This is a genomic window from Paenibacillus sp. F024 (assembly GCF_057814255.1).
Genome location: NZ_JBVASZ010000008.1, coordinates 99,265 through 111,767 on the forward strand (window position 1 = coordinate 99,265; position 12,503 = coordinate 111,767).

Sequence of the window (12,503 nt, forward strand, 5' to 3'; positions counted from 1 at the left end):
AACGTTTTTTTGAAAGGGATAACGACAATATCAGCTATGAGCCGCAGCCGATATCGTCGTCGTCTCAAAGTTGCTCTGTCTAATGGATCACCGTCGTCGATTCAATTACAGACCTTGCCAGTTGGCATCCCGTTTTTCCAGGAAAGCGCTTAACCCTTCTTTAGCATCCTCGGAGCGGAAAAGCAGATTTTGCAGCTCGCCTTCATAACGAATGGCCACATTCAGCGGCATTTCTTTGCCGTTCATAATGGAAAGCTTGATGTTCGAAGCCGCATAGGATGCGCTGTTGACGATTTTTCTGGCGTATTCAAACACTTTTTCACGCGTTTGCTCCTGCGGGAATACGTCATTGACCAGCCCGATTTCGAGAGCTTCCTGCGGTGAAATCGTTTTGCCGGTGATATTCATGTCCAGCGCACGGGAGAAACCGATGAGACGAGCCAAGCGCTGAGTTCCGCCGGTTCCGGCCAGCACCCCGAGAGAAATTTCCGGAAGTCCGATTTTACCTGCTTGATCGCCCATGAAACGAAGGTCGCAGCCAAGCGCCATCTCCAGACCGCCGCCAACAGTATGCCCCTCAAGACAGGCAATGAAAATTTGCGGGGAACGCGCCATTTTATCCAGTGTCTCATTGCAGAACAAGCAGAATTGCGTTTTAAAACGAGGTTCAGCCGCTTTGAGGAAGTTAATGTCCGCTCCTGCGGAGAAAAACTTAGGCACATCGCTCATAAGGATGGCTACTTTAATGGAGGAATCAAAGCGGATATCGTCGATCGCCGCATTCAGCTCTTTATAAAAGTCCAAACTGTAGGAGTTCGTTTTGTTTACGTGCAGATGAATTTCAGCAATTCCATTTTCTTTTTTTAGCGTGAGTGCGGTTTCATTGTTAACGGATACGGATGACATGGTTATAACCCTCCTATTTATTACGTTTTTTTGACTTACGTATACAATACATAATTTACAAAATTGTTTGAATATTATCAAGATTAAATTTGGTTATTTTTCCCGCGATTTCTCGGATAAATCTCATAAATTCTTTCAAATACTCGATTTTACACCAATATTATGTTTTTTTATCGTAAGATTTTATATCATATAACTTTTAGGAAGATAACGAGGATTAGAAATCGCTTTCAAAGCTTTGCTTTGGACTTATTTATTACTAAAATAACGTTATATATCATACATTTATAAGAACGGTTAATGCAAACTCATTAATTCTCCAGTTTATATTGCGTTTTATTTACAATCGTTATATTATCATAATATAAATTACTGTGTCGTTTATTACGATGTCCGGGATCAAATTGAATATTTTAATATTTCCCTGTTTCAGGTATATTTCCCTCTTTTTCGGGGAACAAAAAAAACCAAAGCAAATCGGACGGTCATTCCGAATTTACTTTGGCTTTGCTGCCGAGCTTTGATTAGTAGCTTCCGACGCCTAAAGGAAAACCATCTTGATATTCGCCTGTATCATACAGCTTAATCGGCATTTCTCCTTCATAGATGATCGCTATCTGACTATATTTTAATCCCTTCTTGGCTGCTTCTTCCGATGAGGCAAGATCGTCGAAACGGCCGATATGCAGACATTCCGCCGATTTGTTATACAGTTTCACTACAAACATATGAACCCTCCATCCATTTTTCTACTGTTATCATCTTCAATTTTCAAAATGATCTAAGGCTGGAAACCAAGGCACCACTTCCTGTCCAAGCTCCTCAATCACTTCGGCTGCGGGGCGTTGTCCATATTTCAAATTGAATACGACATGATTTACACCAGCAGATTTCAAATTTTCAAGGAATCGGATCAACCCACGGCGTCCGATTCTAAACCCCAAATGAATGGCACTTGCCGCTTCATCCGGGTCTTCGGCCAAATCGATATATAAAGACTGGCTAAACGGCTTGAAGCCCTTCACGTGCGAGCGCCAATCGCGAATCAGGCTTGTTTGATAAAACAGATTACGGGGATAATACAGCCATCCGTCTGCATGGGCCGCAATCCATTCCATAGACTGGCCGCTATGACCGGTAACGAGAATCGGAATGTCGCCCCCATCCGGCTTGGGCAAAAGATCTCCGCTTACCATCTGTACCCTGGAGGTTTGAATGACAGGAAAATGATGCTGCCATACGTTTTTGATGACGGACAACGCTTCCCGAAACCCTTCCCCTCTTTGATCAAAATCAGCCGAAAAACTGGGAAACTCAATAGGCCGGTCGCCAGTAGCCACACCAAGAATCAGTCGGCCGCAGGAAATGATGTCGGTGGAAGCAGCCGCTTTTGCGACATGCAAAGGATGCCTTAGCGTTACAATAATACTTCCCGTACCCAGAGCAATCTTCTTGGTATGGGCAGCTATGTAGCCAAGATAGACCCAGGGGTCATACATTTGTCCTACGTCTCCAAAGTTGGGATCATACAATGGAACATCCCTTACAAACAGCGAAGCAAAATTCAATTGCTCCGCTTTCTTTGCCAGCTTGACCTGTTCCTCCAGATTCATTTCGGGAATACTTCCTTCATACGCTTCCAAAGGAAAGAACAATCCCAGCGTCAAATGATTTTCTTTAAACATTCGTCTGTAGCCTTGGTGCCGACTGAAGTCACTCATAGGTCGAAATTTCCTTCCCATGCAAAATGAACATGAACCCCTTTATTTTCCAAAACGCAGGGCTAAAGGTAAGTTGCCCTGTCATTTCTCCTTTTATGTAACTTCCTCCTTAAAAAAAGGATATCAATTCTATGAGCTAAAGTAAAATGATAGCGGCCTCCGCTGCGCCTTTCTTGTACCTTTCTTATGGTGGGCCATGCTTATCCGTTTGTCATGGCTTACGAATCGTCAGACCCGTTTGGAATTAAAGCTGGCGGAGACACGAGCCCGAACGTTTTTGGATGAGGTTGTGCTTCCCGGCCAGGAAAACGTGCTGATTGTAAGCCATACCGGCTTAATGATGAGTATGAGTATGAGAAAGGAATTGGTGAGAAGAGGCTTTCAAAGCCCTAACTACACCATTCCGGATAACGGTAAGCTTCAGGTGCTTGGGAAGCAATAAATGTACATGCCACAAATTTACGCAGCAAAGCTGCCTCACAGCGGGCTCGTCTCTGGTTACTTCCATATTCCAAAACCAAGGGCCGCCCCTCAGTCAGAATGACTTATGGGACAGCCCTTGTAATCGTTTATGAAATACCGCAGGACTCCGCCAACAGCTCAACGAGGTGAACCGTCCGAACCTTGGACGACATGCCTTCCCTCTGTACGCCCAGCTTCATTTGCAGAAGACAGCCCGGGTTGGTGGTGACGATTGTCGTCGCCTGGGTCGGCTTCACCGACTCCATCTTGACGTCGAGGATTTCCATCGATTCCTCGTAATTAACCACATTGTAAATTCCGGCCGACCCGCAGCACATATTCGGGTTAGCCATTTCCTTATACGCAATCCCCGGAATCCGCTTGATCAGCTCCAAAGGCTCCTTGACTACCTTCTGCACATTGGTCATATGACAGGAGCGCTGGTAGGTGACGATCTCGTCAACCGGTTTGGCGAGTGGCAGCTCGCATCGCGCCAGCACCTGGCTAATATCACGGGTTTTGGCCACGAAGGCCTTGGCGCGCGCTTCCCACTGCGGATCGTCATGGAACAAGTGATCGTACTCCACCAGCATCGCGCCGCAGCCGCCCGCATTGTTGATGATGAAATCGACATCCAGCCGCTCAAAAGCCTCAATGTTCCGCTTGGCCAGCATGACCGTATCTTCCCGGCGTCCGGCATGCGCATGCAGCGCCCCGCAGCAGGTCTGCTCCGCGATCACCTGCACCTCGCAGCCGGCCAGCGCCAAGAGCTCCATCGATAGCCGGTTAATCTTCTCGAACATCGCATCCATGATGCAGCCGGTAAAAAAGGCCACCTTCCACTTCGGCTTAGTTCCCTTCGGCGGCTCAAAAAGACGCGGACGATTACGCCGCGCGGCGGGGGACGTCACCTGCGGCAGCACTTCCTCGAAGGCCCACAGGTTTGGGGGCAGAACCCTCGTCAGCTTGCCTTTGTGCGCCACCTTCTGCAGTCCGCTCTTTTGGTACAGCCAGATCATATCGGCCGCGACCTTAAGCTTCTTCGAGTCCGGGAAGACATCCTGGAACAGGGCGTTCTGCAGCTTACGCACCGGTTTGGAAGTCTGCTTCGCCTTATGCTCCGCGAGCACCTCCCGCGCCCCTTCCAAAATTTTTCCGTATTCCACCCCTGACGGGCAGGCCGTTTCGCAGGCGCGGCAGCCCAGACAAAGATCAAGCGGCCCCTCCAGCTCACCTACCGACAGATGCCCTTCCGCCGCCATCCTCACCAGATTGATCCGGCCGCGCGGTGAATGGGTTTCCCGTTCCATGGTCGTGTAGGTGGGACATGCCGGCAAGCAGTAGCCGCATTGGACGCATTGGATCGTTTCGTTATATGGCAATGCTTTGATATGATTCATCGGACGCTACCCCTCCGTTAAGTTGAGCCGCTGTCCGGGGGCAGGAAAAATCTTGCCCGGATTCATAATGTTTTTCGGATCCCAACTATCCTTGATCAGCTTCATCATCTCAAGCCCGGCCTTGCCCAGCTCCATCTCCATGAACGGAGCTTTCATGTTTCCAATGCCGTGCTCGCCCGACAGCGTACCGCCCAGCTCAATCGCCGTTTCAAAAATCTCTGTCACGGCCTGCTCGACGCGCTTCATCTCTTCTTTGTCCCGCTTGTCGGCGACAATGTTCGGATGGAGATTGCCGTCTCCGGCATGGCCGAACACAACGAGATTGACGTTGTATTTTTCACGTATTTTCTTTAACCGGGCGAACATCGCCGGAATCTGGCTGCGCGGCACGGTAGCATCCTCGGAAATTTTGGTCGGCTTGACCCGGGTGATCGCCGGAGACACCATTTTGCGCGCCTTCCACAAGTTGGCCTCCTCCGCTGCCGTGCTGGCGATTTGTACCTCTCGGGCCCCGATGGCCTCGCAAATCCGTCCGGCTTCTCGGATCTCTTCCTCCACCGTGCGGGCATGGCCGTCCACCTCGATGAGGATGATCGCCTCGGCATCGACCGGCAGTCCGCTCGGCTCGTAGTTTTCCACCGCATGAATGCAGGCCTGGTCCATGATCTCCATTTTGGAGGGCAGGATACCGGAGGTCAGTACCTTCGAGATCGCTTCGCCGGAGGTCACGATGTCGTCAAAGACCGCCAAAAGCGTCGCCGTTTTCGGCGGCTTGGGAATCAGCTGCAGCGTCGCCTCTGTAATGACGCCGAGCGTGCCTTCCGATCCGACGATCAGCTTGGTCAGATCGTAGCCTGTCACATTCTTCACCGTACGGCCGCCGGTACGGATAATCTCGCCCTGCGGCGTGACGAACTCCAGCCCCAGCACATAGTCTTTGGTCACTCCATACTTCAAGCCGCGCGGGCCCCCGGAGTTCTCGGCCAGATTACCGCCGATGGTCGAAACCGCGGAGCTGCTCGGATCCGGCGGATACATCAGCCCAACCTTTTCCGCCGCTGCATGAATGTTGGAGGTCAATACGCCGGGGGACACCACCGCGATAAGATCCTCGGGGTAAACCTCCAGCTTGTCATCCCACCGCGATAGGTCCAGGACAATGCCGCCTTCGACCGGCAGCGGTCCGCCCGAAAGCGAAGTCGACTGGCCGCGCGGATACACCGGAATGGTTTCCTCGTAGGCCAGTTTGACGATGGCCGCCACCTCGGCGGTGCTTTTGGGCTGCACGACCAGCTCCGGCATATAGGTGCCAAACGAGCCGTCAAAGGAATAGCCGGCCAAATCCGGCTTCTCCGTCATCACGCGTTTGCTATCAGGAATGATGGTACGCACCCGGCGCACGATGTCTGAATCTATTTTTCGGTAAGCCACAGCAATCATCCTTTTACAGGTCCAACTGGAGGGACAGGAATTTATACTCTAAATAATCTTCAATGCCGTATTTGCCGCCCTCGCGTCCGACGCCGGACTCCTTAATCCCGCCAAACGGCGCCTGCGCTACGGTAGGCAGGGAGTCGTTGATGCCGACGATGCCGTATTCCAGCGCTTCGGCCACCCGGAACATACGGGAGCCGTCTTTGGTATAAATATAGGAAGCCAGTCCGTATTCGGTATCGTTGGCATAGCGGATTGCTTCTTCCTCGGTCTCAAACGTGAAGATCGGCGCGACCGGGCCGAAGGTTTCTTCATAGGAAATCTTCATGTCATGCGTCGCATTCAGCAGCACTGTCGGCGCAAAGAAGCAGCCGTTGGCCAGTTCGCCCTCGGTCAGCTTGCTGCCGCCGGTCATGACCGTTGCGCCCTTGGCTACCGCATCGTCGATATGCTCCTGCGCCTTTTCCATCGCCGCCTTATCAATTAACGGGCCGATGTTGACGCCGTCATTTAAGCCGTTGCCGATGACCAGCTTCTTGACTTTTTCCGCCATGATGGAGGCAAACTTCTCGGCAGCGGATTTGTGCACGTAAATGCGGTTGGTGCATACGCATGTTTGCCCGGCGTTGCGGAACTTGCTGGCAATCGCACCTTCAGCCGCCTTCTCCAAATCGGCATCCTCGAATACGAGTAGCGGAGCGTGTCCGCCAAGCTCCATCGAGACTTTCTTCATCGTGTCGGCCGATTGGCGAACCAGCTCTTTACCGACTTCGGTAGAGCCGGTGAAGGTAATTTTGCGCACCACGGAACTTTTCATCAGGGTGCCGACCACTTCGGAGGCAGAGCCGTTGACCAGGTTCGCTACGCCCTTGGGCACACCGGCCTCATGCAGCGCTTTGAATACCTCGATGGCCGCCAGCGGCGTAGCCGATGCCGCCTTGAGGATGATCGTGCAGCCTGCCGCCAGCGCCGGGGCCAGCTTGCGGGTAATCATCGCAATCGGGAAGTTCCACGGGGTGATCGCCCCGACCACACCTACGGGCTGACGCAGGACGATGATCCGCTTGTTCGGAGCCGATGCCGGCAAGGTATCACCATAGATCCGTTTGCCTTCCTCCGCGTACCAGTCCAGATAGTCGATCGCAAGCGCGATCTCGCCTCTGGCTTCGGCCAGCGGCTTGCCCATCTCGCGGGTGATCAGCTCGGCAATCGCTTCGGTACGGCTGCGGAGGATCCCCGCCGTCCGGGTCAAATAGGTGTAGCGTTCCTTCGCCGTCAAGCGGGACCACGGCTGCAGGGCAGCCTGCGCGGCGTCAATGGCGGCTTGAGCGTCCTCCGCGCCACCTTTGGCTACGCTTTCAACAACCTCGCCTGTAGCCGGATTGATCACGTCAAAGGTTTGATTGGACTTGGCGTTACAAAATTCTCCATTGATATACAGCACGATATCTACCTCCCATAAGATCCTAAATAAGTGAATAGTCTAATTATAACATTTATTCCAAAAGAAACATCGATATTTTCGGAATAAAAGTAATTAAAACTAAATCGATGATTACAACAATTAATAAGGGGATAACCCTTCTGACGATCATATTGAAGCTGATGTCTCCCAACGTTTTGGCCACAAACAAATTGACCCCCAGCGGCGGGGTTAACAAACCAATCGCCATGTTTACAATCATGATAACCCCAAAATGGACAAGATTAATATCGAACTGAGCCAGCAATGGCAGCAGGATAGGAACGACAATAATAATAGCCGCATTCAATTCCAGGAAGGTTCCGAGAATTAGCAAAATAATGTTAATGATAATCAGAAGCATAATTCCGTCTGTAGCATAAGGTCCCACCATCGCGGCTACTTTGTTAGGAACTTGCTCAGCCGTCAAAATCCAGCTCATAATATTCGCAGCCGCCATAATGAGCAAAATCATGGCCGATATGTAACCGGATTCTACAAAAAGCGTTTTTAAATCCGATAGCTTCAATTCCTTATAAAAGAAATAGGATACAATCAAACCATAGACGCAGGCAATCGCCCCCGATTCCGTCGGAGTAAAGATCCCGCCGTAAATCCCGCCTAGAATAATCACCGGCATGAGCACGCCCAAGATCGAGACCTTTAGTTGCTTGAAGAATCTTGAAAAACTGGTTTTTTCTCCTCCGCGATAACCATGCTTTTTAGAATACAAGTAGCTGTAAATCATTAATGAGATCCCGATCAATATGCCTGGTATGACACCTGCGATAAACAGATCGCCGATACTGACATTTGCCGTAATTCCATAAGTAATGAAAGGAATACTCGGCGGAATAATCACGCCTATCGTTCCAGCCGTGGCCATCAGCGCAATGGAGAAGCCTTTTTCATATCCTGCTTTCACCATGGCCGGAACCATGATGCTTCCGATCGCCACAACCGTGGCCGGCGCCGACCCGGAGATGGCGGCAAAGAACATGCTGGCAAGAATTGCGATAATCGCCAGACCGCCTGTTGTGGAACCTACAATACTTGCGGCAAGCCCGATCAAACGCTGGGATATCCCGCCTTTTTCCATTATTTTACCAGCTAAAACAAAGAACGGAATCGCCATGATCGTAAAGGAATCCAGCCCCGTAAATATTCTTTGAACAGCTACAAATGAAGGAACATCTGAAGCAAAAACAATAGCGATAATCGATGCGAATGCGATCCCGATCGCCAGCGGAACATTTAAGGCCAACAGTGTCAGCATCGATAGAAATAAAGTAGCGCTCACCCTGCCAAGACCTCCTTGTCGGTTTCGACCTTTTCAGCCGCCTGACGGCTTGTTGTAAATTCATACACCGTCAAGCAAAAATAACGGATCGCCATAAAGAAGATACCTACCGGCACAGAGGCATACGCAAAATAAATCGGGATTCTCATGGCCGGAGAAAGCTGATTGGTTTCCATTAATCTCAGCACAAACGGGATCCCGATGACCAGCACGGTTACACAAAAGCTAAAAGAAAGGATATAACTCACAATAACGATACCCCGCTGCAGTCGCGGAGGCATAAAATTCGTTATCGCATCAATGCTGATATGAACGGAATGCTTCACGCCCAGACTCGCTCCAACCAAGGCAGACCAAATTAATAAATACCGGGAAAGCTCTTCCGCCCATGGCAATGATTCTTTAAGAATAAAACGGTTCATGATCCCTATAAATACTACGATAAGCATTGCGAGCATTAGAACAAAAAGAAGATTCTCTTCAATTTTGGTCAGAATCTTATCTATCCCTTTAACCAATTTCCGCAAAATCCCGCCCCCAATCCGTTAAAGCAGTCCAGGGAGAGCCCCCGGACTGAATGAATTCTTTTATTTTGCTTCTTCTGCGGCCTTCACAACTTTATCCATCAGCCCGCTGCTCAGCTCATTACGGTATTTGTCATAAACGGATTTGGTCGCATTCCGGAAGGCATCCTTCTCCGCATCCGTCAATTCAAGAATATTCATCCCTTTTTGCTTCAGGTTCTCCAGACCTGCGTCCACTTGTTTTTTATTCAAGTCACGCTGCACTTTACTCCAATTCTTGGCTGCGTCCGCCATCACCTGCTGGAGCTCCTGCGGAAGCGTTTGATAGAAAGCATCATTGATCAAAAGCACATAAGGGCTGTACACGTGACCGTCTAAAGTCGCATATTTATTCACTTCATAAAAACGCATGCTCTCAATCAAGGAGATCGGGTTCTCCTGGCCATCAATCACTCCCTGCTGAAGTGCCGAATACACTTCTCCAAACGCCATCGGTGTTGGGCTGGCGGCCAACGCTTTTACCATATCCATATGAAGAGGGTTTTCCTGAGTTCTGATTTTCAGGCCTTTCAAATCTTCCGGCTTTTGTACGGGTCTTATATTATTGGTAAAGTGTCTGAAGCCATTCTCACCCCAAGCCAGTCCGCGAATGCCTGTCTGAGTCACCATGCTTTGCAAAAGCTCTTGACCTACCGGGCCATCCAATACTTTATGGGCCTGCTCTTCATTGTTAAATAGAAACGGCAGATCAAACACCATGGAGTCTTTGAATACACCCGGAAGCGGTCCCGTACTTACAGCAGCCATATGAAGCGAGCCCAATTGGACGCCCTCGATTTGTTCTCTTTCTCCGCCAAGCTGACTTGCCGGAAAGGTATTAATTTTGATTGCGCCATTGCTTTTGGATTCCACTTCTTTTTTGAATTCCTGCAAAGAGGTTTCAAGCCGGTCATTCGTAGCCGGAGCGGAGTGGGCGACTTTAATTTCATACGTTTTGCCCGGTGCAGCCGCACCGCCCGAATTCCCTGCCGTTCCGGCAGAAGGACTAGAGGAAGAGCATGCGGATAATACCGCTCCTGCTGCTAATACGAATACCATGGATAAGACCGATTTTTTCACAATAATGACCCCCTTATTTATATAACGCCTTGATAAGCGTTTTCAATAATTTGTTTAATATCGTTATCGCTGGTCAGTCTCGGATTCGCTAATACATTGCCGCTTCTCATAGAGTCCTTGATCATTTGCGGCAGATAATCGAGCGATACTCCCAAATCTTTGATGTTGTTAGGAATATGAAACGCCTTATTCATCTTTACGACAGCTTCAATAGCCTTCCGTCCTGCTTCCATCGTCGATAAACCGCTCACATCCTCCCCTAGGGCAGCGGCAATATCCTTGAATTTCTCAGGACTCGCAGGCAGATTAAATGCAAGCACATACGGCAGTAAAGTCGCATTCGCGATTCCATGAGGAATATTGAAAACGCCTCCAAATGTATGTGAAATCGCGTGCACATTGCCCAACCGCGAGTGAGCAAAAGCGATTCCGGCAATGAAAGAGGCCGCAAGCATATTTTCCCTGCTTTGCAAATCCGTCCCCACAAAGTAGGCTTTATGCAGGTTTTCGCCGATCATTTTTACAGCTTGTATCGCCAAAGCCTGACTTACGGGATTGGCCAGCTTGGAAGTATATGATTCGATAGCGTGAGTAAGCGCATCCATTCCTGTGGCAGCTGTAATAGAAGGCGGTAAACGCAAGGTAAGCTCAGGATCCAAAATCGCCAGCTTCGGATATAAATACGGGCTTAGAATCGCCGTTTTAAATAAGGTTTGTGTATTTGTAACTACCGTGGAGGATGTGGCTTCACTCCCCGTTCCGGCTGTAGTAGGAATGGCAACCAACGGCAGCGCTGGATTAGGAATTTTGTTCACTCCCTCATAATCGAGAATGCTCCCGCTGTTATTGGCCATCACAGCGATAGCCTTCGCCGTATCGATACTGCTTCCTCCGCCAACGGCTAATACGAGATCATAGCTATCCTTTTGTAAAAAGCCGGCGGCTTTCTCGACCACCTCGCTCGTAGGATTGGGCTCCACTTCATCAAAGACGTCATATGGGATGCTGTGTTCCTTCAATGAAGCTTCGATCGGTTCCAGAATGTTGGCTTTTCTGACTCCCGGATCTGTGACAATCAGCACTTTATCCTTTGTATACGGTTTCAAAAACTCTCCCGTTTTTCTCGCGAGCCCCTTCCCACACTCCATATGTGTAGGCATAAAATATTTGTAGCTGTCCAAATTGCTGCTGCCCCTTTCTATCAACATAATGCGATCACCAGATGGAAATGTATCAATCCAAGCACGACCATCTCTTATATGTAAAACGGTTTGCTCTCCCACTTGGCTTGAGAGAGCACCCGTGGGATCAAATTTCTTCCATCGCATTCAATTGATGCGAAATGTTGCCGATATGATCAGCCATGGCTTTTCGCGCCATTTCGGCATCTGAAGCCAGGATCGCTTCGTAGACCAGTCTGTGCTCAACAAACACCTCTTCTGTTTTGCCCGGAATTTTAAGGGCGTCAATCCGAGCCTGGTATACCCCTTGAATAAAAATATCCGAGATTAACTTGAACGTATTGATCATCATCGAGTTATGACTGGCTTCAATGATCGCCCTATGAAAAGCAAAATCCTCTTCAACGGCAAGCTCCCCCCGCTTGATGGAGCTTTCCATTTGGTCGAGTGCGCTTTTGATTCGTTTCAGCTCCTGCTCGGTTCTGCGCTGGGCGGCAAAGAAAGCTGCGTAGCTTTCGACGCCGATACGCAATTCCAGCAATTCAAATATATCCTGTTCCCCGTCGTTTAGAATGGAATCGAATAACGAGAACAGTTCGTCTTTATCGTTATGATTCAAAAAGATACCGCTTCCAGGCTTTACTGTAATGATTCCTTTCGAAGCAAGCACGCTGATGGCCTCACGAATAGGCCCTCTGGAAACGGAAAACATCGCTGCTAAATCTCTTTCTGCCGGAAGCTTGTCTCCAGGCTTCAACTCTCCCGATTCAATGGACTCTTTAATTCTGCCAATGATAATCTCATGTACTTTTTGTTTTTTGATTGGAGCATAATTCAAATTAATCACGCCTTTAAATTGATCGGGTTGTAGAGTGGCTAAGTGGTAATACCACCTTACCTGAAAACCATTTTACCACTGAATTCGAACAATTTCAACAATTATTTTACATAGCAAAAACGCCGGAATCTTAAGATCCCGACGTTCCCTTGCTCA

At 49.3% G+C, this 12,503-nt stretch carries 12 protein-coding genes; 1 reads left to right on the top strand and 11 read right to left on the bottom strand.

Annotation, left to right across the window (positions count from 1 at the left end; genetic code table 11):
* Positions 1-105 precede the first annotated feature (105 nt).
* The 3 genes from ACZYR9_RS10775 to ACZYR9_RS10785 all read right to left on the bottom strand — a co-directional run bounded on the left by ACZYR9_RS10775 (position 106) and on the right by ACZYR9_RS10785 (position 2,627).
* Positions 106-906: an enoyl-CoA hydratase/isomerase family protein gene (locus ACZYR9_RS10775; protein ID WP_488978486.1), complete on the bottom strand. Its 801-nt coding sequence runs from the start codon at positions 904-906 to the stop codon at positions 106-108.
* A gap of 524 nt (positions 907-1,430) precedes the next feature.
* On the bottom strand, positions 1,431-1,634 hold the full coding sequence (locus ACZYR9_RS10780) for a hypothetical protein (RefSeq protein WP_488978487.1): 204 nt from the start codon (positions 1,632-1,634) through the stop codon (positions 1,431-1,433).
* Positions 1,635-1,670: 36 nt separating this feature from the next.
* Positions 1,671-2,627, bottom strand: coding sequence for an LLM class oxidoreductase (locus ACZYR9_RS10785; RefSeq protein WP_488978488.1), 957 nt, complete (start codon positions 2,625-2,627; stop codon positions 1,671-1,673).
* A 196-nt stretch (positions 2,628-2,823) separates the two neighbouring features.
* On the opposite strand from ACZYR9_RS10785, the gene ACZYR9_RS10790 reads away from it, so the two are divergent.
* Entirely contained in the window at positions 2,824-3,069 is a 246-nt protein-coding gene (locus tag ACZYR9_RS10790) for a hypothetical protein (RefSeq protein WP_488978489.1), read from the top strand.
* 127 nt (positions 3,070-3,196) lie between these two features.
* On the opposite strand, the gene ACZYR9_RS10795 is transcribed toward ACZYR9_RS10790, so the two are convergent.
* From ACZYR9_RS10795 to ACZYR9_RS10830, 8 genes are all read right to left on the bottom strand, one after another.
* On the bottom strand, positions 3,197-4,489 hold the full coding sequence (locus tag ACZYR9_RS10795; RefSeq protein ID WP_488978490.1) for a (Fe-S)-binding protein: 1,293 nt from the start codon (positions 4,487-4,489) through the stop codon (positions 3,197-3,199).
* 6 nt (positions 4,490-4,495) lie between these two features.
* Complete coding sequence (locus tag ACZYR9_RS10800; RefSeq protein WP_488978573.1) at positions 4,496-5,848, bottom strand: FAD-binding oxidoreductase; 1,353 nt, start codon at positions 5,846-5,848, stop codon at positions 4,496-4,498.
* Between the two features lie 85 nt (positions 5,849-5,933).
* A complete protein-coding gene (locus ACZYR9_RS10805; protein ID WP_488978491.1) occupies positions 5,934-7,367 on the bottom strand; it encodes an NAD-dependent succinate-semialdehyde dehydrogenase in 1,434 nt (477 codons plus the stop codon).
* Between the two features lie 52 nt (positions 7,368-7,419).
* A complete protein-coding gene (locus ACZYR9_RS10810; protein ID WP_488978492.1) occupies positions 7,420-8,685 on the bottom strand; it encodes a TRAP transporter large permease in 1,266 nt (421 codons plus the stop codon).
* Complete coding sequence (locus tag ACZYR9_RS10815; RefSeq protein WP_488978493.1) at positions 8,682-9,212, bottom strand: TRAP transporter small permease; 531 nt, start codon at positions 9,210-9,212, stop codon at positions 8,682-8,684. The genes ACZYR9_RS10810 and ACZYR9_RS10815 overlap by 4 nt, the downstream gene beginning before the upstream one ends.
* 60 nt (positions 9,213-9,272) lie before the next feature.
* Positions 9,273-10,328 (bottom strand): TRAP transporter substrate-binding protein, encoded by a 1,056-nt coding sequence (locus tag ACZYR9_RS10820; RefSeq protein WP_488978494.1) that lies wholly within the window; start codon positions 10,326-10,328, stop codon positions 9,273-9,275.
* A 17-nt stretch (positions 10,329-10,345) separates the two neighbouring features.
* Positions 10,346-11,536, bottom strand: coding sequence for an iron-containing alcohol dehydrogenase (locus ACZYR9_RS10825; protein WP_488978495.1), 1,191 nt, complete (start codon positions 11,534-11,536; stop codon positions 10,346-10,348).
* Positions 11,537-11,636: 100 nt separating this feature from the next.
* Positions 11,637-12,347, bottom strand: coding sequence for a FadR/GntR family transcriptional regulator (locus ACZYR9_RS10830; RefSeq protein ID WP_488978496.1), 711 nt, complete (start codon positions 12,345-12,347; stop codon positions 11,637-11,639).
* Between the last annotated feature and the right edge of the window lie 156 nt (positions 12,348-12,503).